Source organism: Streptomyces sp. NPDC002130 (genome assembly GCF_040296465.1).
GTDB lineage: Bacteria > Actinomycetota > Actinomycetes > Streptomycetales > Streptomycetaceae > Streptomyces.
Window position 1 is genome coordinate 30,800 of the sequence record NZ_JBEOXI010000019.1, and the last position, 24,306, is coordinate 55,105.

Genomic DNA, 24,306 nt, shown 5'->3' on the forward strand with positions numbered 1-24,306 from the left:
GCCGCGCAGCGCCGTCCGCATCACCCCGCGGTCGCCTCCGCGGCCGTGCCCACCCGCACCGGGCGCGTCTCCGGCAGCAACGCGAAGCACCCCAGGCTGAACAGCGCGATCGCCGTCAGATACGCGGCCACACCCCACGGCACCCGCCCGCCCTGTTCTGCGAGGGCCGTCGCCACGATCGGTGTGAGCGCTCCTCCGACGACCCCGCCGAGGTTGTAGCCGACGGCGGCGCCGGTGCAGCGCACCCGCGGCTCGTACAGCTCCGGCAGATAGGCGGCGATCACGGCGAACATCGTGATGAACGCGAGCATCGCCCCGAGGAAGCCGAGGAACATCGGCAGCGGCGCCCCGGTGGCGAGGAGCGCGACCATCGGGAACATCCACAGGGCTGCGGCCGCACACCCGGCCAGGCACAGCGGGCGCCTGCCGTAGCGGTCACCGAGCAGCGCCATCACCGGCGTGAAGGCACCCTTCACGAGCACCGCGCCCATGATGCAGGTCAGCATGACGCCCCGGCTCACTCCGAGCCGCTCCGTGCCGTAGGCGAGGGACCAGGTCGTCACGGCGTAGAAGATCGCGTAGCCGATCGCGAGGCCGCCGCCGGTCAGCAGGAGGAGCCGCCAGTGGTCGCGGACGACCTCGGCGAGCGGCACGCGCGCGTGGTCGTCGATCTCGAGGAAGCTCGGGCTCTCGGTGAGAGACGACCGCAGCCACAGCCCCGCGACGGCCAGCACCCCCGCGGCCCAGAACGGCACCCGCCACCCCCAGGCGGCGAACTGCGCCTCGGTCAGCGTCGAGGACAGACCCAGCACCACACCGTTGGCGAGCAGGAACCCCAGCGCGGGCCCGACCTGCGGGAAGCTCGACCACAGCACCCGCCGTCGGGCCGGCGCGTGCTCCACGGCCAGCAGCACCGCCCCGCCCCACTCCCCGCCGAGCCCCAGCCCTTGAAGGAAGCGCAGGACCAGGAGCAGCAGGGGAGCGACCACGCCGATCGAGTCGTACGTCGGCACGCAGCCGACCGCGACCGTGGAGGCCCCGGTCAGCAGCAGGGAGGCGACGAGGACCGGCCGCCGCCCGCGCCGGTCCCCGATGTGCCCGAACAGGATCGATCCGAGCGGCCGTGCCACGAAGCCCACACCGAAGGTGGCGAAGGCGGCCAGCGTCCCGGCCACCGGGGAGAAGGTCGGGAAGAACAGCGGTCCCAGGATCAGGGCCGCCGCGGTGCCGTAGACGAAGAAGTCGTAGAACTCGATGGCCGTGCCGGCGAGCGAGGCGGCCGCGATGCGCGGCATGGAAGGTGCCCTTACGGTGCGTACGTCGTGCATGTCGCGTCAACTACCCACCGTGACCGTCGGTTACGGGGGCGCATGGAGGGCCCCGGGGGTCCTCAGTACGTGACCGTGATGCGCCGGGCGGGTCCGTCCACCCGCACGGTGCCTCCGTACGGCAATACCAGTTGCGGATCGGTGTGCCCGAAGTCCACGTCGAAGACGATCGTGGTGTCGGGGGCGTAGGTCCCCATGGCCCGCAGCACGGCCTCGCGCTGGTCGGCGGCGTAACGGGCCCCCTCATCGGGACTGTTGGGCCGCTCGAAGGACCATGTCTTCGGCCGGCCCATCAGCAGGGCCGGGAAGCGCCGCAGCAGCCCGCGCTCTCCCATGCCGCGCAGGATGCGGAAGACCTCCGTGGCGCTCGGCATGTCCTCGGAGGTCTCCAGGAGCAGCACACCGCCGTCGTACTCGGACAGATCGCGGGCGACCTCCCTGTCGGCCATCAGCAGCCACGCGAGGATCTCCAGGCAGCCGCCCCAACTGCGGCCCTCGACCACCCGGCCGGGATTCACCCAGGTCCAGCCGGCACCGGGCCGGGTCTCCGGCTCCGCGTCGAAGGTCGCCGGGTCCGCCCAGTCCCGGTCGACGTCACGCCATCGCTCGGCGGGCCTCAACTCGTACGGCCCCGGAGTGAACAGGGCCGCCCGCAGGGACTCGGCGGTCTGTGGATGCATGGCCCCCGGGCGGCCCAGCTCGCACATCACGCTCCCGCCGTGGAAGCCGACGATGCCGCAGGTGCGCAGGAACGCGAGCAGGTTCGTGTTGTCGCTCATCCCGAAGAACGGCTTCGGGTGGGCCCGGATCAACTCCCGGTCCAGGTAGGGCAGCACGGTGATCTGGTCGTCCCCGCCGATCGACGCGATGACCGCCTTGATCTCCGGGTCGGCGAAGGCGGTGTGGATGTCGGCGGCCCTATCCCGGGGCGTGGAGCCCATCGTGCGGGTCGCCGGATACTCCACCGGCTCCAGCCCGAACTCCTTGCGCAGCCGCTCAAGACCCAGCTCGTAGGGGAGCGGGAAGAGGCCCGGCAGGCCGGAGGAGGGCGAGATCACCGCGATGCGGTCGCCGGGGGACGGCTTGGGCGGATAGCTCGGGCTGGTCGGGCTCGTCATGCCGGGAGGCTACGACCCGGCAGGCTGTCGGCGCACCGTGATAAACCGGCGTGCGCACCGAGGAGAGACCGGCATGCGCACCGAGGAGAGACCGTCGTGCGCACCGTGATAAACCGGCTGTGAGCAGCGGTCCGCCACGGGCCGCACGACCCCGAACGGACCGGAGGAACCGTGCCCCGCACCCTGGCCCACGCCCCGATCATGATCCTCAACGGCCCGAATCTGAACCTGCTCGGCCAGCGCCAGCCGGAGATCTACGGCTCCGACACCCTCGCCGACGTCGAGGCCCTGTGCGCCAAGGCGGCGGCCGCGCACGGCGGTACCGTCGACTTCCGCCAGTCCAACCACGAGGGCGAGCTGGTCGACTGGATCCACGAGGCACGGCTGAACCACTGCGGCATCGTGATCAACCCGGGTGCCTACTCGCACACCTCCGTCGCCATCCTGGACGCCCTCAACACCTGTGACGGTCTGCCGGTGCTGGAGGTCCACATCTCCAACATCCACCAGCGCGAGTCGTTCCGGCACCACTCCTACGTCTCGCTGCGCGCCGACGGGGTCATCGCGGGCTGCGGTGTGCAGGGGTACGTGTTCGGCGTGGAGCGCGTCGCGGCGCTGGCCGGGGCGGGCAAGGCGGACGCGTGAGCCGTCGCCGGTAAGACACGCCGACCAAGGCGGGCGCCCCTTACCACCCGCCCTCCTACAGTCGCCCCGCCTCCACGATCCGCCTCAGGAAGCGCCGCGTGCGCTCCTGTCGCGGATCCCCGAAGACCTGCTCGGCGGTGCCGCGCTCCAGCACCACGCCGCCCTCCAGGAAGCACACCTGGTCGGCGACCTCCCGGGCGAAGCCCATCTCGTGCGTGGCCAGCACCATGGTCATGCCCTCGTCCTTCAGCCCTCGGACCACGGTGAGGACCTCGCCCACCAGCTCGGGGTCGAGGGCGGCGGTGATCTCGTCGAGCAGCAGCAACCGGGGACGTACGGCCAGGGCGCGGACGATCGCGACGCGCTGTTGCTGGCCGCCGCTCAGCCGGTCCGGGTACTCGGCCGCCTTCCCGCCCAGGCCCAGCCGCTCCAGCAGCTCACGCGCGCGTGCCTCGGCCTCGGCACGGGGCACACCGTGCACGCGGCGCGGAGCGAGCGTGATGTTGTCCAGGACCGTCATGTGCGGGAACAGGTTGTACGCCTGGAAGACCACGCCGATCCGGCGACGCACGGCGTCCTGGTCGGCGCGCGGGTCGGTGATCTCCTCGTCGTCGAGCCAGATCGCCCCGTCGTCGATTTCCTCCAGCAGGTTCGCGCACCGCAGCAGGGTGGACTTGCCGGAGCCGGAGGCGCCGATCAACGCGGTGACCGTGTGCGGGGCGACCTCCAGGTCGACGTCCCGCAGGACGACCGAGCCGCCGAAGGTCTTGCGGACGGACTCCATGCGCAGCACGGGCGTCTCGCTCATGCGGTTCCTCCCTGGGCCTGCCGGCGGTCCATCCGTGCCGTCACCCAGTCCGTGAAGCGGGTCATGGGGATGGTCAGTGCGACGAAGACCAGCCCGGCGACGATGTACGGCGTGTAGTTGAGGCTGCGGCCCACGATGATGTCGGCGGCCCGTACGGCGTCCACCGCACCGCCGATCGAGACGAGCCCGGTGTCCTTCTGCAGCGACACCAGGTCGTTCAGCAGCGGCGGCACCTGACGGCGCACCGCTTGGGGCAGCACCACGTACCGCAGCGCCTGCCGGTTGCTCAGCCCCAGCGAGCGGGCGGCGGCGCGCTGCGAGGGGTGCACGGACTCGATGCCGGCGCGGAATACCTCGGCGACGTACGCCGAGTACGTCAGGGTGAGCGCGGTGCCGCCGAGCAGCACCGGATCGACGGTCACCCCCTGGAGCCGCAGCGCCGGGACGCCGAGGACCACGATCATCAGGTTGATGATGAGCGGCAGCCCCCGGAAGAAGTCCGTGTACGCGGCGGCCAGGAAGCGCAGCGGGAAGAACACCGGCCCGCGCAGCGTGCGGGCCACGGCGATCAGCATGCCGAAGACGAGCACCGCGACCCCGCAGATCAGCAGCAGCCGGACGTTCAGCCACAGCCCTTCGAGCACCTTCGGGAACGCCTCGCGCGCGTAACCGGCGTCGAAGAAGGTCTCCTTGGTACGCGGCCAACCCGGTGCGTTGACGACGACCAGGTAGAGGACGACCGCGGTGACGAGGGTCGAGAGCGCGCCGATCGCCGTCGCGCGCCGGGCGCGGGCGCGCTTGTGGCGCTCCCGGTCCAGGCGCCGCTGCGACGGGACGTAGCCGTCTGCCGCATCGTGCTCGTCCGAGGCCGGTTCCTCCTTGCGCACCGTCACTTGAGCACCGGCGCGTCGACGGCGTCCGACAGCCACTGCTGCTCGATCTTCGCCAGCGTGCCGTCCTCGCGCAGGGCGTCCACCGCCCGTGAGACGCAGGAGGTGAGCGCGCTGCCCTTGTCGAGCACGAGACCGAACTGCTCCGGGGTGCCGCCCTGGTTCTCGAACTGGCCGACGATCGTCGCGTCGGTGATCTCGGCGCCGGTGATGTAGAAGGCGGTCGGCAGGTCGACGACTATGGCGTCGACCTGGCCGTTCTTCAGGGCGGACTTGGCCTGGTCGTTCTTGCCGTAGACGGCCGCGGCCTGCTCGGGCTTCACCACGTCGTCGATGTAGTCGAGGCTGGTGGTGCCGACCTGCGCGCCCAGCTTCACGCCCCTGAGGTCCGCGACGCTCTTCGCCTTCGCGGCCTTGGAGCCCTTCAGCGCGACGACGGCCTGGCGTACGTCGTAGTAGCCGGAGGAGAAGTCCACGGCCTTCTTGCGCTCCTGGCTGATGGAAACCTGGTTGATGTCGAAGTCGAAGGTCTTCTCCCCGGGGGCGAAGGCCTTGTTGAAGGGGACGGTCTGCCAGGCGACCTTGTCCTTGCCGTAGCCGAGCCGTTCGGCGACGGCATAGGCGACCGCCGACTCGTAGCCCTTGCCGTTGGCCGGCTCGTCGTCCTTGAACCAGGGCTCGTAGGCGGGCTCGTCGGTGGCGATCGTCAGCTTGCCCGAGGTCCGGGTGGCCAACTCGCCCTTCTCGCACGCGTTCCCGGCGGGCGACGACGGCTTGCCCGCTTCCTCAGGCTGCGGAGCGCAGCCCACGGCGGCGGTGAGGAGGACGACGGCGACGGCTGCGCGGCGCAGGGCACGCGGGGCGGGGTGCATGGCGGGAGATTGACAGCCGACGGTCCCGTTTGTCGAGGTCACGGCAACACATGTCCGGATAGTGGGAACGGGTGTTGCGGTCGTGTGAACGGACCCCTGGCGGCGTCGCGTTGAGATGCGCGCCGGGGCCGCCGGCCGAGGGCGGGGATCGACAGGCCGGCGGCCCATCCGCCCAGGAGCCGTCATCCTGCGCGGGGCTGAGACCAGTTGACTGCGCAACTACGTACGGGGGGAGCGCACGTGCGGCACCGGCGCGTGCGAACGATTCACACGGGGCGCGTGCGCGGCGCACCACGCAACGCGAAGGCGCCCGATTCGGAACGCCGAGGCGCGCCACGCAAGGCGACGGCGCCCGACTCGGAACGCCGAGGCACCCCACTCACGGTGGAGGCGCCCCACGCAGCCGCTCACCACCCGCGCGCGTGCCACTCCGGCAGGTGCGGGCGCTCCGCGCCCAGGGAGGTGTCGTTGCCGTGTCCCGGGTAGACCCACGTCTCGTCCGGGAGGGCGTCGAAGATCTTGGTCTCGACGTCATGGATGAGGCTGGCGAACGCCTCGGGGTCCTTGTGGGTGTTGCCAACCCCGCCGGGGAACAGGCAGTCCCCGGTGAACACATGGGGGTGTCCGTGCGGGTCGTCGTAGACGAGGGCGATCGAACCGGGCGTGTGCCCGACCAGGTGGCGCGCGGTCAGTTCCACGTGCCCCACCCGGATGGTGTCGCCGTCGTCGACCGGCACGTCCGTCCGTACGGGGATGCCGTCGGCGTCCTCCCGGCCCGCGTAGGTGCGGGCGCCGGTGGCCGCCACGACCTCGGCGAGCGCCTGCCAGTGGTCGCCGTGCCGGTGAGTGGTGACGACGGACGCGATGCCGTCGCCACCGATCATGCCGAGCAGCGTGTCCGCCTCGTTCGCGGCGTCGATCAGCAACTGCTCGTCCGTGGCCCGGCAGCGCAGCAGATAGGCGTTGTTGTTCATCGGACCCACCGCGATCTTGGTGATCATGAGGTCCTTGAGCTCGTGCACATCGGCCGGTCCGCCGACCGTCACCTCTCCGCTGTACGTCATGTCCGCCAGCCTATAGCGGCGGCAGCGTCGGAAGCGGGCCGCCGGCCGAGGCCAGCGCGGATCCGTCGCGGCGGCCCGCGAGCCAGCCCAGCAGGTCGGCCGGGGGACCCGTGACGGTCACCTCGGGCCCCTGCCCACCCGGCTTCCGTCCGGTGCTCCACGCGCGCGTACCGTCCGTGAGGAGGGTGGCCGGGATGTCGGGGTGCCCGGCGAACCGGTCGGCCAGGAAGTCGATCTCCCGCTCGGTGAACTCCTCCGGAAGATCCTCCAGCTCGTATCCGATCCCCAGGTCCACGTGGTGCAGCTCCACCTCCACCCACCGCCGGAACGGCACCCGGGACGCGGAGTCCGTGACCCCGTTGCGCAGCTCCACCGTGCGCGCCCAGTCCGCGGGAGCGTCCCCGGCCGCCTGGAAGCGGGCCGCGCTCTCGCGCAGGTCGGCGAGCTGGACGTCCAGGGCGCGCGGGGCGTCGCGCTCGATGTCGGCGTCCCGGGCCTCGCCGGACACGTACATGGGGCGCCCCTCGAGGACGTTCACGAGGGCGTCCGCGTTCCGGGCGAGGTGGGCCAGGACATGGCCGCGGCTCCAGCCGGGCAGCCGTGACGGCTGCGTCACAGACGCGTTGTCCAGTGCGCCGACTGCGGTCAGCAGCCGCTCCGTCGCGTCACGTACAGACGCCAGGTCATGAGCGTGATCAATCATGGTGCTGACCCTAGCTGCGCCACTCCTTCGGGTGAAGGTGGTGAAGCAGTGCCGTAAATCGAAAGCACGTGCTATATGGTCGGACGTGGCGTCGGGCATGCTGGAGAGCCGGGGTTTGTTGGCAACCCGTGAATCCGACCGGCGTTGTCAGTGGCTCCCCCTAGTCTGAGAAAGACGGGGGCCCCGCCCCTGTCACTTCTCTCAAGAAAGGTGCGGACCGGCGTGGCCGACCGTCTCATCGTTCGTGGAGCGCGCGAGCACAACCTCAAGAACGTCTCGCTCGACCTCCCGCGCGACTCGCTCATCGTCTTCACGGGCCTGTCGGGGTCGGGCAAGTCCTCGCTGGCCTTCGACACCATCTTCGCGGAGGGGCAGCGGCGCTACGTGGAGTCCCTCTCCTCGTACGCCCGGCAGTTCCTCGGCCAGATGGACAAGCCGGACGTCGACTTCATCGAGGGCCTGTCCCCGGCGGTCTCCATCGACCAGAAGTCGACCTCGCGCAACCCGCGCTCCACGGTCGGCACCATCACCGAGGTCTACGACTACCTGCGTCTGCTCTTCGCGCGCATCGGCAAGCCGCACTGCCCCGAGTGCGCCCGCCCGATCTCGCGCCAGTCGCCCCAGGCCATCGTCGACCGGGTGCTGGAGCTCCCGGAGGGCAGCCGCTTCCAGGTGCTGTCGCCTCTGGTGCGTGAGCGCAAGGGCGAGTTCGTCGACCTCTTCGCCGACCTCCAGACCAAGGGCTACTCCCGCGCGCGGGTCGACGGCGAGACGATCCAGCTGTCGAGCCCGCCCACGCTGAAGAAGCAGGAGAAGCACACCATCGAGGTGGTCGTCGACCGCCTCACGGTCAAGGACGGCGCCAAGCGCCGCCTCACCGACTCCGTGGAGACCGCCCTCGGTCTGTCCGGCGGCATGGTCGTGCTCGACTTCGTCGACCTCCCCGAGGACGACCCCGAGCGCGAGCGCATGTTCTCGGAGCACCTGTACTGCCCGTACGACGACCTGTCCTTCGAGGAGCTGGAGCCCCGCTCCTTCTCCTTCAACTCGCCCTTCGGCGCCTGCCCGGACTGCACCGGCATCGGCACGCGCATGGAGGTCGACCCGGAGCTGATCGTCCCCGACCCGGACAAGAGCCTCGACGAAGGCGCCATCCACCCCTGGTCGCACGGCCACACCAAGGACTACTTCGGCCGCCTGATCGGCGCCCTGGCCGACGCGCTGGGCTTCCGCACGGACATCCCCTTCGCGGGCCTGCCGCAGCGTGCCAAGAAGGCCCTCCTCCACGGCCACAAGACCCAGGTCGAGGTCCGCTACCGCAACCGCTACGGCCGCGAGCGCCGCTACACCACGGCCTTCGAGGGCGCCGTCCCCTTCGTCAAGCGGCGGCACAGCGAGGCCGAGAGCGACTCCAGCCGCGAGCGCTTCGAGGGCTACATGCGCGAGGTGCCCTGCCCGACCTGTGAGGGCACACGCCTGAAGCCGATCGTCCTCGCGGTCACGATCATGGACAAGTCCATCGCCGAGGTCTCCGCGATGTCGATCAGCGACTGCGCTGACTTCCTGGGCGAGCTGAAGCTCACCGCCCGGGACAAGAAGATCGCCGAGCGCGTGCTGAAGGAGGTCAACGAGCGGCTGCGGTTCCTGGTCGACGTCGGCCTGGACTACCTCTCGCTGAACCGCGCGGCCGGCACCCTCTCCGGCGGCGAGGCCCAGCGCATCCGCCTGGCCACCCAGATCGGCTCCGGCCTCGTCGGCGTCCTGTACGTCCTCGACGAGCCGTCCATCGGCCTGCACCAGCGCGACAACCACCGGCTGATCGAGACCCTGGTCCGGCTGCGCGACATGGGCAACACCCTCATCGTCGTCGAGCACGACGAGGACACCATCAAGACCGCCGACTGGATCGTCGACATCGGCCCCGGCGCCGGTGAGCACGGCGGCAAGGTCGTGCACAGTGGCTCCCTGAAGGAGCTGCTCGCCAACGACGAGTCGCAGACCGGTCAGTACCTGTCCGGCAAGAAGGCCATCCCGCTGCCCGACATCCGCCGCCCCCTGGACCCGTCCCGGCAGCTCACCGTGCACGGCGCCCGGGAGAACAACCTCCAGGACATCGACGTCTCGTTCCCCCTGGGCGTGTTCACCGCCGTCACCGGCGTCTCCGGCTCCGGCAAGTCGACGCTGGTCAACGACATCCTCTACACGCACCTGGCCCGCGAGCTGAACGGCGCGCGGAGTGTGCCGGGGCGGCACACGCGCGTGGACGGCGACGACCTCGTCGACAAGGTCGTGCACGTGGACCAGTCGCCCATCGGCCGCACCCCCCGCTCCAACCCGGCCACGTACACCGGCGTCTTCGACCACATCCGCAAGCTGTTCGCCGAGACCACCGAGGCGAAGGTCCGCGGCTACCTGCCCGGCCGCTTCTCCTTCAACGTCAAGGGCGGCCGCTGCGAGAACTGCGCGGGCGACGGCACCATCAAGATCGAGATGAACTTCCTCCCGGACGTCTACGTCCCGTGCGAGGTCTGCCACGGCGCCCGGTACAACCGGGAGACCCTGGAGGTCCACTACAAGGGCAAGTCCATCGCCGAGGTGCTGAACATGCCGATCGAGGAGGCCACCGCCTTCTTCGAGGCGGTCCCGGCGATCGCCCGGCACCTCAACACGCTGAAGGACGTCGGCCTCGGCTACGTCCGCCTCGGCCAGGCCGCGACCACCCTGTCCGGCGGCGAGGCCCAGCGCGTGAAGCTCGCCAGCGAACTGCAGAAGCGCTCCACCGGCCGCACGGTCTACGTCCTGGACGAGCCGACCACCGGCCTGCACTTCGAGGACATCAGCAAGTTGCTGACGGTCCTGTCCGGACTGGTCGACAAGGGCAACACGGTCATCGTCATCGAGCACAACCTCGACGTGATCAAGACCGCCGACTGGATCGTCGACATGGGCCCCGAAGGCGGCGCCGGCGGCGGTCTGGTCGTCGCCGAGGGCACGCCCGAGCAGGTGGCCGGGGTTCCGGCCAGCCACACCGGCAAGTTCCTGCGGGAGGTCCTCGGCGCCGACCGCGTCAGCGACGCCTCCTCGGTGAAGGCGCCGCGCAAGACGACGGCCCGCAAGACGGTCGCGGCCAAGACCGCATCGGCACGCAAGACCGCCACCAAGACGGTCACCGGCACGGCCGCCGCCAAGAAGACGGCGGCCAAGACCACCAAGGCGGCCGCGAAGAAGACGACCCGGTCCAGCAAGGGCTGAGGTCTCCCGTCGAACGTGCCTAACGCGCCGAACGCGCCGGGCCCCACAGGCAGCGTCCTGTGGGGCCCGGCGCGTTCGCAGTGCGGTCAGGCGTTCTCCTTCGGCTCCACGAACTGCATGTCGAGCTGGATCTTGACCACTTCGCCGAGCAGGCCGGGGGCGAAGTCCAGCCCGAAGTCACCGCGCCGGATCTCGCCCGTCGCCTCGAACCCGGCGTGCCGGCTGCCGTCCATGGGCACCTCGACCAGCCCGCCGAACTCCACCGCGAGCGTCACCGGACGGGTCACCTCGCCGATCGTCAGCTCACCCTCCATGGTCCAGTCCTCACCCCCGCCCGACACCCGCGTCGAGCGGTACGTCATCGTCGGGCGCTTCGCCACGTCCAGCAGGTCGGAGGCGCGGACGTGCGCGTCCCGGTCGGCGTTGCCGGTGTCGATCGAGGCCAGGTCGACGGTCGCGGAGATCCGCACGTCCTCGACCCGCTCCCCGATGGACAGTTCGGCCTCCAGCCGCTCGAAGCGCCCCCGCACCTTGGCGATGCCCAGGTGCCGGATGGTGAAGTTCACGGAGGAGTGGAACGGATCGAGGGCCCACTGACCGGGGGCCAGCGGCAGGGCGGTGGTGGCGGTGTCATTCGTCATGCCCCCACCCTGGCGGCGGCGCGGCCCGGAAGGGAGACCGGCCGGAGCCTGGTAGTGACGGGGCCACCCTCCGCGCCCCGGGGCGCTGTACGTTCGGCGGGTGAGCGACAACGAGTTGGGCACGTTCCTGCGCACCTGGCGCGAAGCCGTCACCCCGGCCGAGGCGGGTCTGCCCGCAGGCCCCCGGCGCCGTACTCCTGGCCTGCGGCGCGCCGAGCTGGCCACGCTCGCCGGCGTCAGCGTCGAGTACCTCACCCGGCTGGAACAGGGCCGCGACCGCAACCCGTCGGCCCAGGTGCTCGGCGCCCTGGCCGACGCCCTGAACCTCTCCCTCACCGACCGGATGCTGCTGCGCCGCCTGACCAAGGAGGCGGACGGCGGCGACCCCCTGGTCTGCGCTGCGGCCCCGTCACTCAGCCGCACGGCGCGCCCCACCGTGCGGGCCGTACTGGACCGCCTGGAGCCGACTCCCGCACTGGTGATCAACTGGATCGGCGACGTCCTCGCCCACACGGCCGGGTACGAGCGGCTGGCCGGACCCCTCGGCATGCTGGACGACGAGCGGCCCAACCTGCTCCGGTACCTGTTCACCGACGAGCGGGCGCGCAGCGCCTACCGGGACTGGGACAGGGTGGCCGACGATCTCGTGGCCCGGCTCCGGCACGGCGTCCCCCTGAGGGATCCGTACCTCGCCGGGCTGGCCGACGAGCTGACCGTGACGGCGGGTGCGGACTTCACCGACCGGTTCGCCGATCTGACCACGGCACCGAGACGGACGGGCTCCCAGCACATCGAGCACCCGGAGGCCGGTTCCCTGCGGCTGCTGCAGGAGACGCTCGCGCTTCCCGACGAGGGGCAGCGGCTCGTCATCCACCTGCCCGCTGACGACGCCACGGCCGCCGCCCTGGACCGGCTCAACGGCCGCCGCCCCGGCGCCCTGCGGGCGGTGGCGATGGGGGAGACCGGCTGAAGCGCCCGGCCGGGCCCGCCGACGTCAGCCCTCCAGCTCGTGTGCGTACGGCGGTTCCGCCCCGGCCCGTGAGCAGGTGATCGCCGCCGCGCGGGCCGCGAAGCCCAGCAGTTCCGTCCAGCCGTCGGGGCCTAGTTCGGCCAGGCCCCGTGCACTGAGGGCGTCGCGTACCGCGAGCCCGTGCAGCAGGGCCGCGTTGACCGTGTCGCCCGCGCCGATCGTGTCCACGACCTCGATACGTTCGCCCGGCACCGTGTACTCCCCGTCGGCGGTGAAAGCGGTCAGCCCGTCGCCGCCCCGGGTGATCACGACCGCCGCCGGGCCGGACGCCAGCCATTCGCGGGGTGTGCCCCCGAGCCACTCCGCGTCCTCCACGGACAGCTTGAGCAGCGACACCGAGGGCAGCCAGCTCTTGAACCGCGCCCGGTAGGCGTCCGCGTCCGGGATCAGTCCGGCCCTGATGTTCGGGTCCAGCGCCGTGAACACGCCCTGCTCCGCCGCCCGGCGCATCAACTCCTCGTACGCGCTCGCGCCCGGCTCCAGCACCAGCGAGCAGGTACCGAAGGACACCGCCCGGGTGCCGGGCGGCAGCGCGGAGGGCGCCTCGAACAGCCGGTCCGCCGTCCCGTCGACGTAGAAGGAGTACGCCGCCGAGCCGTCCGCGCCGACCGTGGCGACGGCGAGCGTCGTCGGCTCGGTGCCCCGTTGCACCGAGGACACGTCGACCCCGGTCGCGCCCAGCCGGTCCAGCAGCGCCTGTCCGAAGGCGTCGGACGACACCCGGGAGCAGAAGGCGGCGGGGGAGCCGAGGCGGCCCAGCGCCACGGCGGTGTTGTACGGGCCGCCGCCGAGTGCGGGCCGCAGCGCCGCCAGGGCACCCGTGCCCTGCGGTACCAGGTCGATCAGTGCCTCACCGGCGACGACGATCACGACGGGGTTCCTTCCTCGGACGGGCTGGGGCAGCCGCACGATGTGCGGTGGACGAAGGTGCAGGGCAGACGCACGGTCCGGACGGGCCGGTGGGGCTCGGCGAGACGCTCCAGAAGCACGCGGACGGCCCGGGCGCCGATGTCCTTGGCGGGCTGGGCGATCGCGGTGAGCCGGGGCGAGAACAGATCCGCCCAGGGGAAGTCGTCGAAGCAGCACAGGGCGATGTCGTCCGGGACGGACAGGCCGTGCGCACTCAGGGCCCGCAGCACCCCGATGGTCATGGCGTTGTTGCCGGTGACCAGCGCGGTGGGCGGCACACCCAGCGACAGCAGGGCCTCGGTCGCCTGTTCGGCACCCGCGGACTCCGAGTCGCCGTGCACCAGCAGCCGCTCGTCGTACGCCAGCCCCGCGAACGCCAGGCCGCTGCGGTAACCGGTGATCCGCTCGCTCGTGGTGCTGAGCCCCGGCCGCCCCGCCACCAGCCCGATCCGCCGGTGACCGAGCCCGGCGAGATGGGTGACCAGCCGGGACGTCGGCTCGGCGTTGTCGGCGCACACCTGGTCGAAGAGCCGACCCCCGTCCTCGCCGGGCGCGTTCACCAGACGGTCCAGGAACACCGCCGGCACGTCGTGCCGCCCGAGGTAGTCGAGCAGCCCGCGCGGATCGGCGGAGGGCGCGACGATCATGCCGTCGACCCGGCGCTCGTGCAGCAGCCGGACGACCTTGCGCTCGTGCTCCGGGTCGTCGTGCGGATCGGCGATCAGCAGGCTGTATCCGGCGTCCAGGGCGGCGGCCTCGACGCCCTGGAGGATCTCCGTGAAGTACGGGTTGCTGATCGCCGACACCGCCAGCCCGATGGACCGGGTCCGGGCCGTCACCAGGGAACGGGCCAGCGTGTTCGTGGTGTAGCCGAGCTCTTCGACGGCGTCCAGCACCGCCTGGCGGGTGTGCGGCAGCACCGGCCGGGTGCCGTTCAGGACGTGCGAGACCGTGGCCACGGAGACACCGGCGCTCCGCGCGACGTCGGCCATGGTCGCCATGAATGTTCCCTCCTCCGCTTCCGGCGGGGAACGTACCGCATCCGGCGGCTGACGTAAACGTTTGCGCAATCGCTTACGTCAGCCCCGACCCAGCTGCCACGGGACAGATCCGCAGCCGTGCGGCTACTCCCAGTCCCAGCCGATCCCCAGGAACCCCGCCCGTACCCGAGGCTCGACCAGGTGCACCGACCGGTGCCGGCCGCTCAGCGCCAGGTCCTGGCATCCGCTGCGCGGCGCCGCCGCCGAGTGCTGGGCGAAGCGGTGGCACCGCACCGGCAGGGCCGCCGCGTCGAAGCGCACCTGAAGGGCGTACTGGCCGCCGGGGCAGTCGAAGCCGCGCACGTACTCGCGTGCCGGACCCGCCGTGCCGTCCTCGACGCCGTAGCGGAACAGGAAGGTGTCGCCGGCCCGCAGCCGGGTGTCGAAGAGCAGCTCGGCCGCGAGAACTCCGGTGTCGCGGTGCCAACGGACACGTCCGGTACGGCAGTTCTCCAGGGCGTGCACCCGCATGCGCTCCGGTATGGCTCCCCGGTCGCCGTGGTGGACGGCCACGAAGCGATCGATGCCGTCCCGGTGGGCGCGCACGATGTGGTGCGACTCGCGCTCGGCCAGCTCGCGCCGCGCCCCGATCCGGAGCCGCTCGTGGTGGCCGAGGGAGTGCAGGCCCCCGTCCGGCGGGCACTCCAGCTCCGCCAGCAACTGGTCCAGGACGCCGGACGCCTCGACGAGGGAGCGGTAGGAGCGGGCGGCGGACCGCGGCCCCGACGGGCTCTCCCCGGACTCGGCGAGCAGCCGGATCAGCGACTCCTCGGGAAGCAGCAGGATCTCCTCCAGCGCGCGCACGGCCCGCAGCGACTCGGGGCGCTGCGGACGCCGGGCCCCCTGCTGCCAGTAACTCAGGCTCGTGACGCCGACCTTCACACCATGGCGGGACAGATGGTGCTGCACGCGCTGCAGTGGCAGGCCGCGGGCGGCGATCGCGGCCCGCAGGGCGACGTGGAAAGGGCCGCCCCGCAGGGCCGTGTCCAGTTCCGCGGTGGCGACGTCCGCGTGCTGTGGGGCGTGCGGCATGCAGGGGCCTCTTCTCTGAGTCGGCAACGGCTGGTCAGACCGCTCGCGCGGGGCCCTCCCACCGGCGCGGGGCAGGTCTTCACATCCGTACGCCGTCGTTCAGGGCCCGAGTTCCCCCGCATTGAAGCGTGTTGACCCGGCCCCGACAACACCTGATGCCGGACAGTGATCCAGGCCCTCCCGGCCGGCTCGGTCCGGACATGCGAAAGCCCGGGGCGCACGCCCCGGGCTTTCGCGGTGCTAGGAGTGGTCGCTTGCGCCCCGTTCCCTCAGAGCCAGGCGCTTGGCCCGCACGATGTCGGGATCGCGCGGGTCCAGGGCGTCGGGCAGCGCGAACGGCTCGTCCGCGTACCGGCGGGCACGGACCGTCCGCCGGGTTTTCTCGATCCGCATCCGCTTCATCTGCGCAGCCCTCCGACCCGTGGCCCGCCCGTTCCCCACCGGAAACGGCCGGTCCGCACCGACAACCTGTGCCTGCACCGGCATGGACTCCGCCCGTCGGGCGTCGCCGTGTGCCGTGGGTGAGCCACATTCCCGCTCCCGGTGGGCCGTAACCCCCGGGCGGCGCATGCCGTTGGAAACTGCCCCCCGCCGGGCCGCTGATCATGTCCCTCCGCCGCGCCTGACTGTCGGTGCTCGCCAGTAGGGTGTGAGACATGGCCGACCCCTCCAGCTACCGCCCCAAACCGGGTGAGATCCCCGACTCGCCGGGGGTCTACAGGTTCCGTGACGAGCACCGCCGGGTGATCTACGTCGGAAAGGCGAAAAGCCTGCGCCAGCGCCTGGCGAACTACTTCCAGGACCTGGCGGGCCTGCACCCGCGCACCCGCTCCATGGTCACGACGGCCGCCTCCGTGGAGTGGACGGTGGTGTCCACGGAGGTCGAGGCGCTCCAGCTGGAGTACTCGTGGATCAAGGAGTACGACCCCCGGTTCAACGTCAAGTACCGCGACGACAAGAGCTACCCCTACCTCGCGGTGACGATGAACGAGGAGTACCCGCGCGTGCAGGTGATGCGCGGTCACAAGAAGAAGGGCGTCCGCTACTTCGGGCCCTACGCGCACGCGTGGGCGATCCGCGACACCGTCGACCTGCTGCTGCGCGTCTTCCCCGTACGCACCTGCTCGGCGGGCGTGTTCAAGAACGCGGCCCGCACCGGCCGCCCCTGCCTCCTCGGCTACATCGGCAAGTGCTCGGCCCCCTGCGTGGACCGGGTCTCCGCCGAGGAGCACCGAGAACTGGCCGACGAGTTCTGCGACTTCATGACCGGCCGTACGAACACGTACATCCGCCGGCTGGAGAAGCAGATGGCGGAAGCGGCCGACGACATGGAGTACGAGCGGGCCGCCCGGCTGCGCGACGACATCGGGGCCCTGAAGAAGGCCATGGAGAAGAACGCGGTCGTGCTCGCCGACGCGACCGACGCCGACCTGATCGCGGTCGCCGAGGACGAGCTGGAGGCGGCCGTCCAGATCTTCCATGTGCGCGGCGGACGCGTGCGCGGCCAGCGCGGCTGGGTCACCGACAAGGTGGAGGAGATCACCACCGGCGCCCTCGTCGAGCACGCCCTGCAGCAGCTGTACGGCGAGGAGACGGGCGACGCCGTCCCCAAGGAGGTCCTCGTCCCGGCCCTGCCCGACCCCGTGGAGCCGGTCCAGGAGTGGCTCACCGGCCGGCGCGGCTCCGGCGTGTCCCTGCGCATCCCGCAGCGCGGCGACAAGAAGGCCCTCATGGAGACCGTGCAGCGCAACGCCCAGCAGGCGCTCGTGCTGCACAAGACCAAGCGCGCCTCCGACCTGACCACGCGCTCACGCGCCCTCGAGGAGATCGCCGACGCCCTCGACCTGGACAGCGCCCCGCTCAGGATCGAGTGCTACGACATCTCCCACCTCCAGGGAGACGACGTCGTGGCCTCCATGGTCGTCTTCGAGGACGGGCTGGCCCGCAAGAGCGAGTACCGCCGCTTCCAGATCAAGGGCTTCGCCGGGCAGGACGACGTCCGCTCCATGCACGAGGTGATCACCCGCCGCTTCCGGCGCTACCTCGCCGAGAAGGAGAAGACGGGGGAGTGGACGGACGGCGAGAACGCCGGGACCCCCGAGACCGACGGCAACGGCGAGATCGTCGCGACCGGCCCCACCGTGACCGACGGCAACGGCGAGATGGTCGCGACCGGCCCCACCGAGGACGACGGCCGCCCCAAGAAGTTCGCCTACCCGCCCCAGCTCGTGGTCGTCGACGGCGGCGCCCCGCAGGTCGCTGCAGCCCGGCGGGCCATGGACGAGCTCGGTATCGACGACATCGCCGTGTGCGGCCTCGCCAAGCGCCTGGAGGAGGTCTGGCTGCCCGGTGACGACGACCCGGTGGTCCTGCCCCGCACCAGCGAGGGCCTGTATCTGCTCCAGCGTGTCCGTGACGAGGCCCACAGGTTCGCGATCACCTACCAGCGCACCAAGCGGTCCAAGCGCTTCCGCTCCAGCCCCCTGGACGACGTCCCCGGTCTCGGGGACACGCGCAAGCAGGCACTTCTGAAGCACTTCGGTTCGTTGAAGAAACTGCGATCCGCCACGATCGACCAGATCTGCGAGGTCCCCGGCATAGGCCGCAAGACGGCCGAGACGATCGCCGTGGCCCTCGCCCGCTCGGCCCCGGCCGCACCCGCCGTCAACACGGCGACTGGAGAGATCATGGAAGAGGAACCGGGCACCATGGGTTCCAGTGGGGAACCCGTGGCAGCGGGCGCCCCGGACGAACGACGGGGGCAGGAGACATGAATGTGAACGAGCACGACGGGCAACACGAGCAGGCCGGAGACGGAGCACAGGTGAGTACGGGCACGCCCAACGACAAGGCCCAGGTCCCGGACGCGGCCATCCCCGAGCTGGTGATCATCTCCGGCATGTCCGGAGCCGGCCGCTCCACGGCCGCGAAGTGCCTGGAGGACCTCGGCTGGTTCGTCGTCGACAACCTGCCGCCCGCGCTGATCCCCACCATGGTGGAGCTCGGCGCCCGCTCCCAGGGCAACGTGGCGAGGATCGCCGTCGTCGTCGACGTCCGCGGCCGACGCTTCTTCGACAACCTCCGCGAGTCCCTCGCCGACCTGGAGGCGAAGAACGTCACACGGCGGATCGTCTTCCTGGAGTCCTCCGACGAGGCCCTGGTCCGCCGCTTCGAGTCGGTGCGCCGCCCGCACCCCCTGCAGGGCGACGGCCGCATCGTCGACGGCATCGCCGCCGAACGCGAGCTGCTGCGCGAGCTGCGCGGCGACGCCGACCTGGTGATCGACACCTCCAGCCTGAACGTGCACGAGCTGCGCGCCAAGATGGACGCCCAGTTCGCCGGCGAGGAGGAGCCGGAGCTGCGGGCGACGGTCATGTCGTTCGGCTACAAGTACGGCCTCCCTGTCGACGCCGACCTCGTCGTCGACTGCCGCTTCCTGCCGAACCCGCACTGGGTCCCGGAGCTGCGCCCCTTCACGGGCCTCAACGAGGAGGTCGCGGGCTACGTCTTCAACCAGCCCGGCGCCAAGGAGTTCCTCGACCGCTACACGGAGCTCCTCCAGCTGATCGCCACCGGCTACCGCCGTGAGGGCAAGCGCTATGTGACCATCGCCGTGGGCTGCACGGGTGGCAAGCACCGTTCGGTCGCCATGTCCGAGAAGCTCGCCGCCCGGCTCGCCGCCGAAGGTGTGGAGACGGTGGTCGTACACCGGGACATGGGACGCGAATGACACCACGTACACCGCGGCTGAGCCGGCTGCGCCGAGTGGTGCCCGAGGGCAAGGGCAGCCCCGGCGGCAAGAGCGGCCGGCCCGCCGAGGCCCGGGGCGGCAGACCGCGCCGCCGGGGCACCCAGCCCAAGGTCGTCGCCCTCGGCGGCGGCATGGGCCTGTCCGCCTCGCTCGCCGCGCTGCGCCGGATCACCGGCGACCTCACCGCCGTGGTCACCGTGGCCGACGACGGCGGCTCCAGCGGCCGGCTGCGCGACGAGCTCGGCGTGCTGCCGCCCGGCGACCTGCGCAAGGCGCTGGCCGCGCTGTGCGGCGACGACGACTGGGGCCAGACCTGGGCCCGGGTCATCCAGCACCGCTTCCAGTCCCAGGGCGACCTGCACGAGCACGCGGTCGGCAACCTGCTGATCGTCGCCCTCTGGGAGCAGCTCGGCGACCATGTACAGGCCCTCGACCTGGTCGGACGGCTGCTGGGCGCCCAGGGCCGGGTGCTGCCGATGTCCGCCGTGCCGCTGGAGCTCCAGGCCCTGGTCAAGGGCCATGACCCGGCGCGCCCGGAGGAGGTCGACACGGTCCGCGGCCAGGCGACCGTCGCCCTCACCCCGGGCGAGGTGCAGTCCGTGCACCTCGTGCCGTGCGACCCGCCCGCCGTGCCGGAGGCGGTCGAGGCCGTGCTGGACGCCGACTGGGTGGTGCTCGGCCCAGGCTCCTGGTTCTCCTCGGTCATCCCGCACCTGCTCGTGCCCGAGCTGCTGGACGCGCTCACGCAGACCAAGGCCCGCCGGGTACTCTCCCTGAACCTCGCGCCGCAGCCCGGAGAAACCGAGGGCTTCTCCCCGCAGCGTCATTTGGAGGTTTTGGGACGACACGCCCCTAAACTCGCCCTGGACGTGGTGCTGGCCGACGAGGCCGCCGTGCCCGACCGTGACTCCCTGACCGATGCCGCCAAGCGGTTCGGGGCCGCGGTCGAGCTGGCGCCGGTGGCCAGACCCGACGGAACCCCGAGGCACGACCCGGAGCTGTTGGCCGCCGCGTACGACCGTATTTTTCGGATGCATGGAAGGATCGGCCCATGGCGATGACGGCAGCGGTGAAGGACGAGATCTCCCGGCTCCCCGTCACCCGGACCTGCTGCAGAAAGGCGGAGGTCTCCGCCATCCTGCGGTTCGCCGGCGGCCTCCACCTGGTGAGCGGTCGGATCGTGATCGAGGCGGAGCTGGACACGGCGATGGCGGCCCGCCGACTCAAGCGGGACATCCTGGAGATCTTCGGCCACGGCTCCGAGCTGATCGTGATGGCTCCGGGCGGGCTGCGCCGCGGCTCGCGCTACGTGGTGCGGGTGGTGGCGGGCGGCGACCAGCTCGCCCGCCAGACCGGCCTGGTCGACGGGCGGGGCCGCCCGATCCGCGGCCTGCCCCCGCAGGTGGTCTCGGGGGCCACCTGCGACGCCGAGGCCGCCTGGCGTGGCGCGTTCCTGGCGCACGGCTCGCTCACCGAGCCGGGCCGCTCGTCCTCCCTGGAGGTGACCTGCCCGGGCCCCGAGGCGGCGCTCGCCCTGGTCGGTGCCGCCCGCAGGCTGTCGATCGGCGCCAAGGCCCGCGAGGTGCGCGGCGTGGACCGGGTCGTCGTCCGCGACGGTGACGCGATCGGCGCGCTGCTGACGCGCCTGGGCGCCCACGAGTCGGTGCTGGCCTGGGAGGAGCGCCGGATGCGCCGCGAGGTGCGCGCCACGGCGAACCGGCTCGCCAACTTCGATGACGCCAACCTGCGGCGCTCGGCCCGCGCGGCCGTCGCCGCCGGGGCGCGGGTGCAGCGCGCCCTGGAGATCCTCGCCGACGACGTGCCCGAGCACCTCGCCGCCGCCGGCCGGCTGCGCATGGAGCACAAGCAGGCCTCCCTGGAGGAGCTGGGCGCGCTCGCCGACCCGCCGCTGACCAAGGACGCCGTCGCCGGCCGGATCCGCCGCCTGCTGGCCATGGCCGACAAGCGCGCCTCCGACCTCGGTATCCCGGGCACGGAGGCCAACCTCAGCGACGAGCTGGCCGACAACCTGGTGGGCTGATCCCACATCACGTCAAAAAGCCGGTGCCGGCGCCCATTTGGGTGACCGGCACCGGCTTTTGCGTGTCGCTGAGGCACCCTTGACTCGATCATGCTCTGTCATGAGCCTGGCATCTGTTCGCTGCTGTGGCGGACCCACGCTAGGGGGGTTCATGAGACGAAGAGCGAGATCGATCCTCGCTGTCGGCGCGCTCCTGATCGGCGGAGCGAGCTTCGCACCCATCGCCCAGGCACAACCGGAAAGTCCGGCCTTGTCCGACCCGGACGAGGTCAAGGTGTTCCGCGCCGAGGTCACCCAGAAGCAGGTACCCCTGCTGCTGGCGGCCGGTCAGGACGGCCACGAACTGAGTGAACGGGTGCCCGAGAAGGGCACCGCGACCGTCGAGGCCTACCTGACGGACCAGCAGGCGAAAAAGCTGGAGAAGCAGGGCGTCGACCTCACCGAGCACAAGGTCTCCGCCCGGGCCGCCGCCCGCGTCGAGGACGCCGCCGAGGGCGTGTTCCGCCCGTACAGCGGAAAGGGCGGCCTGCGGGAGGAGCTCCTGCGCACCGCCCAGGAGAACCCGGACCTCACCAAGGTCGTCTCCATCGGCAAGACCATCAAGGGCCAGGACATCCTCGCGCTGAAGCTCACCAAGGGCGCGAAGAAGACGAAGGACGGCTCCAAGCCCTCGGTCCTCTACATGTCCAACCAGCACGCGCGCGAGTGGATCACGCCGGAGATGACCCGGCGTCTGATGCACCACTACCTGGACAACTACAAGAAGGACCGGCGCGTCAAGAAGATCGTCGACTCCACCGAACTGTGGTTCCTGCTGTCGGCCAACCCCGACGGCTACGACTACACCTTCGCGGACCCCGCCAACCGCCAGTGGCGCAAGAACCTGCGGGACGTCAACGGCGACGGTGCCATCACCACCGGCGACGGCGTCGACCTCAACCGCAACTTCGCCTACAAGTGGGGCTACGACGACGAGGGGTCGTCCCCCAACCCCACCAGCCAGACCTACCGCGGCGCGGGCCCGGGCTCCGAGCCGGAGACCAAGGCCCTGGACGCCTTCCAGAAGCGGATCGGCTTCACCTACGGCATCAACTACCACTCCGCCGCCGAACTCCTCCTCTACGGGGTCGGCTGGCAGGTGGCCACGCACACCCCGGACGACGTCGTGTACGAGGCGCTCGCCGGTACGCCCGACAACTCCGCGGTCCCCGGCTACCACCCGCAGCTCTCCTCCGAGCTGTACACCACCAACGGTGAGGCGGACGGCCACGCGGCGAACGTCAACGGCCTGGCGATGTTCACCCCCGAGATGTCGACCTGTCAGACGGTCTCGGACCTCTACCCCGACGACAAGTGGAAGGCGGCCGACTGCGCGTCGGTCTTCACCTTCCCGGACGACGAGAAGCTGATCCAGCAGGAGTTCGCCAAGAACGTCCCGTTCGCGCTCTCCGTCGCCGAGTCCGCGGCCCACCCCGACCGGCCGTCCTCGTCGGTCGGCCTGAGCGCCGCCGACTTCACCCCGGCCGCGTTCACCACGTCGTACTCCCGCGGCGCCGACCAGGAGGTCTCCGCCGTCGTACGGAAGTCCGTGCGCGACAAGGAGCTCAAGTACCGCGTCAACGGCGGCCGCACCTGGGACATGGCGCTCAAGCCCTGGAAGGGCGGCGAGACCTACGGCGGTGAGGACAACCTCTACTTCGACGAGTACCGGGCGAAGGTCAAGGACGGCGAGCCGGGCGACAAGGTCGAGGTGTGGTTCACCGGCGAGGCGAAGAACGGCAAGAAGCTCTCCAGTGAGCGCTTCACCTACACCGTCGCCGAGCGGCCCCGGGCGAACACCCTCGTCGTCGCCGAGGAGGGCGCTGCCGCCACCCAGGCGCAGACGTACGTGGACGCGCTCAGGGCGAGCGGCCGCAAGGCGGTCGTCTGGGACGTGGCCAAGCAGGGGGCACCCGACGCGCTGGGCGTGCTGAGCCACTTCGACACCGTCGTCCACTACACGGGCGCGAGCGTCCCGGGTAACGCCACCCAGCTCCAGCTGCGGGCCTACCTCAACGAGGGCGGCCGGCTGATCGAGGCCGGTGAGCAGGCGGGCGGCAACGTCGACCTCGGCGGCGGCGCGCTGTCGAACGACTTCAGCCAGTACTACCTGGGCGCCTACACCCGCACCGCCACCCCCGGGGCCACCGGCTTCACCGGCTCCGGCGGCCTGAGCGGCGTCACCAGCCCGCTGGGCGCCGCCCCCGGCAACCCGCTGGACAAGGCCGGCACCTACAGCGTCACCTCCGACGAACTGCGCACCGACACGTTCCCGCAGTTCGCGAGCAAGGGCGCCGGGCAGTTCGCCGGCACGGCCAGCCCCTACGGCCCGTACGCGGGCTCCTCGATGGCAGCCGCCGTCCACACCGACGACGCCTACAAGCGCCTCACCCGCACCGTGGACCTCACGGGTGTCACGGCGGGCGACAAGCCCACCCTGCGCACCCAGCTGCTGTGGGACACCGAGCCCGGCTACGACCACGCCGTCATCGAGGCCCGTACCACGGGCGCCGACGACTGGACGACCCTTCCCGAGGCGGGCGGCGCCACCAGGACCACCGTGCCGACGGAGTGCCAGGGCGGCTTCTACGTGGGCGAGCACCCCTGGCTGAAGCACTATCTGACCGTGGCGGCCGACGGCTGCACCGCGACCGGCACCACCGGCACGTGGAACAGCCTCACCGGCGCCTCCAACGGCTGGCAGCAGGTGAACTTCGACCTGAGCGCCTACGCCGGCAAGACGGTGGAGCTCTCCATCAGCTACGTCACCGACCCGGGCAGCGGCGGGCACGGCGTCCTCGCCGACGACGCCTCGCTCGTCGTCGGCGGCACGGCGAAGGAGACCGAGGGCTTCGAGACCTCGCTCGGCGCCTGGAAGGTGGCCGGACCGCCCGCGGGAAGTCCGGCCGTCCTCAAGGACTGGGCCCGCACCGGCGCCCTGTTCCAGACGTACGGCGCGGTCACCACGGACGACACCGTGCTGCTGGGTTTCGGTCTGGAGCACGTCACCTCCGCGGCCGACCGGACGGCGCTGATGAGGAAGGCACTCTCTTCTCTCGACGGGTGAGTTCCCTGGTCAACAGGGAACCCGTGAGGTAGCGAAATCAAGTGATCTTGCTCGCGGCGGTGGGGGGGCCGGGACC

Annotated in this window: 20 protein-coding genes; 8 read left to right on the top strand and 12 right to left on the bottom strand. The window is 71.3% G+C overall.

All coding sequences use genetic code 11. The features are described from left to right. Nucleotides 1–20 precede the first annotated feature (20 nt). Complete coding sequence (locus ABT116_RS05935; RefSeq protein WP_351628404.1) at nucleotides 21–1,295, bottom strand: MFS transporter; 1,275 nt, start codon at nucleotides 1,293–1,295, stop codon at nucleotides 21–23. Between the two features lie 95 nt (nucleotides 1,296–1,390). Continuing rightward, entirely contained in the window at nucleotides 1,391–2,446 is a 1,056-nt protein-coding gene (locus ABT116_RS05940) for a S66 family peptidase (RefSeq protein ID WP_351628407.1), read from the bottom strand. 171 nt (nucleotides 2,447–2,617) lie between these two features. Here ABT116_RS05940 and aroQ point away from each other — a divergent pair, with 171 nt between their 5' ends. Further along, entirely contained in the window at nucleotides 2,618–3,091 is a 474-nt protein-coding gene (gene aroQ / locus ABT116_RS05945; protein WP_142164611.1) for a type II 3-dehydroquinate dehydratase, read from the top strand. A 55-nt stretch (nucleotides 3,092–3,146) separates the two neighbouring features. Here aroQ and ABT116_RS05950 read toward each other — a convergent pair whose 3' ends face one another. The 5 genes from ABT116_RS05950 to ABT116_RS05970 form a co-directional block, all read right to left on the bottom strand. Continuing rightward, nucleotides 3,147–3,899 carry an amino acid ABC transporter ATP-binding protein gene (locus ABT116_RS05950; RefSeq protein ID WP_053671209.1) on the bottom strand — a complete coding sequence of 251 codons (753 nt, stop codon included), beginning with the start codon at nucleotides 3,897–3,899 and terminating at the stop codon, nucleotides 3,147–3,149. Beyond that, nucleotides 3,896–4,792, bottom strand: a complete 897-nt coding sequence (locus ABT116_RS05955; RefSeq protein ID WP_351628411.1) for an amino acid ABC transporter permease — start codon at nucleotides 4,790–4,792, stop codon at nucleotides 3,896–3,898. Before ABT116_RS05955 ends, ABT116_RS05950 begins: the two co-directional genes overlap by 4 nt. Next, complete coding sequence (locus ABT116_RS05960) at nucleotides 4,789–5,661, bottom strand: ABC transporter substrate-binding protein (protein ID WP_351628414.1); 873 nt, start codon at nucleotides 5,659–5,661, stop codon at nucleotides 4,789–4,791. The genes ABT116_RS05955 and ABT116_RS05960 overlap by 4 nt, the downstream gene beginning before the upstream one ends. 407 nt (nucleotides 5,662–6,068) lie before the next feature. Beyond that, nucleotides 6,069–6,725 carry an MBL fold metallo-hydrolase gene (locus ABT116_RS05965; RefSeq protein ID WP_351628417.1) on the bottom strand — a complete coding sequence of 219 codons (657 nt, stop codon included), beginning with the start codon at nucleotides 6,723–6,725 and terminating at the stop codon, nucleotides 6,069–6,071. Between the two features lie 10 nt (nucleotides 6,726–6,735). Next, entirely contained in the window at nucleotides 6,736–7,428 is a 693-nt protein-coding gene (locus tag ABT116_RS05970) for a maleylpyruvate isomerase family mycothiol-dependent enzyme (protein WP_351628419.1), read from the bottom strand. 222 nt (nucleotides 7,429–7,650) lie between these two features. On the opposite strand from ABT116_RS05970, the gene uvrA reads away from it, so the two are divergent. Then, complete coding sequence (gene uvrA, locus ABT116_RS05975; protein WP_351628421.1) at nucleotides 7,651–10,680, top strand: excinuclease ABC subunit UvrA; 3,030 nt, start codon at nucleotides 7,651–7,653, stop codon at nucleotides 10,678–10,680. Between the two features lie 86 nt (nucleotides 10,681–10,766). Here uvrA and ABT116_RS05980 read toward each other — a convergent pair whose 3' ends face one another. Beyond that, entirely contained in the window at nucleotides 10,767–11,321 is a 555-nt protein-coding gene (locus ABT116_RS05980; protein ID WP_351628423.1) for a YceI family protein, read from the bottom strand. A gap of 100 nt (nucleotides 11,322–11,421) precedes the next feature. Here ABT116_RS05980 and ABT116_RS05985 point away from each other — a divergent pair, with 100 nt between their 5' ends. Further along, nucleotides 11,422–12,291: a helix-turn-helix domain-containing protein gene (locus ABT116_RS05985; protein WP_351628426.1), complete on the top strand. Its 870-nt coding sequence runs from the start codon at nucleotides 11,422–11,424 to the stop codon at nucleotides 12,289–12,291. Between the two features lie 24 nt (nucleotides 12,292–12,315). Here ABT116_RS05985 and ABT116_RS05990 read toward each other — a convergent pair whose 3' ends face one another. The 4 genes from ABT116_RS05990 to ABT116_RS06005 all read right to left on the bottom strand — a co-directional run bounded on the left by ABT116_RS05990 (nucleotide 12,316) and on the right by ABT116_RS06005 (nucleotide 15,725). Beyond that, entirely contained in the window at nucleotides 12,316–13,221 is a 906-nt protein-coding gene (locus tag ABT116_RS05990) for a carbohydrate kinase family protein (protein ID WP_351628428.1), read from the bottom strand. After that, on the bottom strand, nucleotides 13,218–14,261 hold the full coding sequence (locus ABT116_RS05995) for a LacI family DNA-binding transcriptional regulator (RefSeq protein ID WP_351628431.1): 1,044 nt from the start codon (nucleotides 14,259–14,261) through the stop codon (nucleotides 13,218–13,220). The genes ABT116_RS05990 and ABT116_RS05995 overlap by 4 nt, the downstream gene beginning before the upstream one ends. 123 nt (nucleotides 14,262–14,384) lie before the next feature. After that, entirely contained in the window at nucleotides 14,385–15,332 is a 948-nt protein-coding gene (locus tag ABT116_RS06000; protein ID WP_351628433.1) for a hypothetical protein, read from the bottom strand. Between the two features lie 240 nt (nucleotides 15,333–15,572). Next, on the bottom strand, nucleotides 15,573–15,725 hold the full coding sequence (locus ABT116_RS06005) for a hypothetical protein (RefSeq protein WP_351628436.1): 153 nt from the start codon (nucleotides 15,723–15,725) through the stop codon (nucleotides 15,573–15,575). A 263-nt stretch (nucleotides 15,726–15,988) separates the two neighbouring features. On the opposite strand from ABT116_RS06005, the gene uvrC reads away from it, so the two are divergent. The 5 genes from uvrC (at nucleotide 15,989) to ABT116_RS06030 (ending at nucleotide 24,230) form a co-directional block, all read left to right on the top strand. After that, nucleotides 15,989–18,106 (top strand): excinuclease ABC subunit UvrC, encoded by a 2,118-nt coding sequence (gene uvrC / locus ABT116_RS06010; RefSeq protein WP_351628439.1) that lies wholly within the window; start codon nucleotides 15,989–15,991, stop codon nucleotides 18,104–18,106. Further along, nucleotides 18,103–19,062, top strand: a complete 960-nt coding sequence (gene rapZ / locus ABT116_RS06015) for an RNase adapter RapZ (protein ID WP_351628441.1) — start codon at nucleotides 18,103–18,105, stop codon at nucleotides 19,060–19,062. Before uvrC ends, rapZ begins: the two co-directional genes overlap by 4 nt. Next, nucleotides 19,059–20,144, top strand: coding sequence for a gluconeogenesis factor YvcK family protein (locus ABT116_RS06020; RefSeq protein WP_351628443.1), 1,086 nt, complete (start codon nucleotides 19,059–19,061; stop codon nucleotides 20,142–20,144). The genes rapZ and ABT116_RS06020 overlap by 4 nt, the downstream gene beginning before the upstream one ends. Then, nucleotides 20,135–21,124 (top strand): DNA-binding protein WhiA, encoded by a 990-nt coding sequence (gene whiA / locus ABT116_RS06025; protein ID WP_351628446.1) that lies wholly within the window; start codon nucleotides 20,135–20,137, stop codon nucleotides 21,122–21,124. The genes ABT116_RS06020 and whiA overlap by 10 nt, the downstream gene beginning before the upstream one ends. A gap of 151 nt (nucleotides 21,125–21,275) precedes the next feature. Further along, nucleotides 21,276–24,230 carry a M14 family metallopeptidase gene (locus tag ABT116_RS06030; RefSeq protein WP_351628450.1) on the top strand — a complete coding sequence of 985 codons (2,955 nt, stop codon included), beginning with the start codon at nucleotides 21,276–21,278 and terminating at the stop codon, nucleotides 24,228–24,230. Nucleotides 24,231–24,306: the final 76 nt, after the last annotated feature.

What these genes read in the sequence shown, in the direction of transcription:
- ABT116_RS05935 (WP_351628404.1), bottom strand. Translation starts at nt 1,295, where the DNA reads ATGCCGCGCATCGCGGCCGCCTCGCTCGCCGGCACGGCCATCGAGTTC.
- ABT116_RS05940 (WP_351628407.1), bottom strand. Translation starts at nt 2,446, where the DNA reads ATGACGAGCCCGACCAGCCCGAGCTATCCGCCCAAGCCGTCCCCCGGC.
- ABT116_RS05950 (WP_053671209.1), bottom strand. Translation starts at nt 3,899, where the DNA reads ATGAGCGAGACGCCCGTGCTGCGCATGGAGTCCGTCCGCAAGACCTTC.
- ABT116_RS05960 (WP_351628414.1), bottom strand. Translation starts at nt 5,661, where the DNA reads ATGCACCCCGCCCCGCGTGCCCTGCGCCGCGCAGCCGTCGCCGTCGTC.
- ABT116_RS05965 (WP_351628417.1), bottom strand. Translation starts at nt 6,725, where the DNA reads ATGACGTACAGCGGAGAGGTGACGGTCGGCGGACCGGCCGATGTGCAC.
- ABT116_RS05970 (WP_351628419.1), bottom strand. Translation starts at nt 7,428, where the DNA reads ATGATTGATCACGCTCATGACCTGGCGTCTGTACGTGACGCGACGGAG.
- ABT116_RS05980 (WP_351628423.1), bottom strand. Translation starts at nt 11,321, where the DNA reads ATGACGAATGACACCGCCACCACCGCCCTGCCGCTGGCCCCCGGTCAG.
- ABT116_RS05995 (WP_351628431.1), bottom strand. Translation starts at nt 14,261, where the DNA reads ATGGCGACCATGGCCGACGTCGCGCGGAGCGCCGGTGTCTCCGTGGCC.
- ABT116_RS06000 (WP_351628433.1), bottom strand. Translation starts at nt 15,332, where the DNA reads ATGCCGCACGCCCCACAGCACGCGGACGTCGCCACCGCGGAACTGGAC.
- ABT116_RS06005 (WP_351628436.1), bottom strand. Translation starts at nt 15,725, where the DNA reads ATGCGGATCGAGAAAACCCGGCGGACGGTCCGTGCCCGCCGGTACGCG.
- uvrC (WP_351628439.1), top strand. Translation starts at nt 15,989, where the DNA reads ATGGCCGACCCCTCCAGCTACCGCCCCAAACCGGGTGAGATCCCCGAC.
- rapZ (WP_351628441.1), top strand. Translation starts at nt 18,103, where the DNA reads ATGAATGTGAACGAGCACGACGGGCAACACGAGCAGGCCGGAGACGGA.
- ABT116_RS06020 (WP_351628443.1), top strand. Translation starts at nt 19,059, where the DNA reads ATGACACCACGTACACCGCGGCTGAGCCGGCTGCGCCGAGTGGTGCCC.
- whiA (WP_351628446.1), top strand. Translation starts at nt 20,135, where the DNA reads ATGGCGATGACGGCAGCGGTGAAGGACGAGATCTCCCGGCTCCCCGTC.
- ABT116_RS06030 (WP_351628450.1), top strand. Translation starts at nt 21,276, where the DNA reads ATGAGACGAAGAGCGAGATCGATCCTCGCTGTCGGCGCGCTCCTGATC.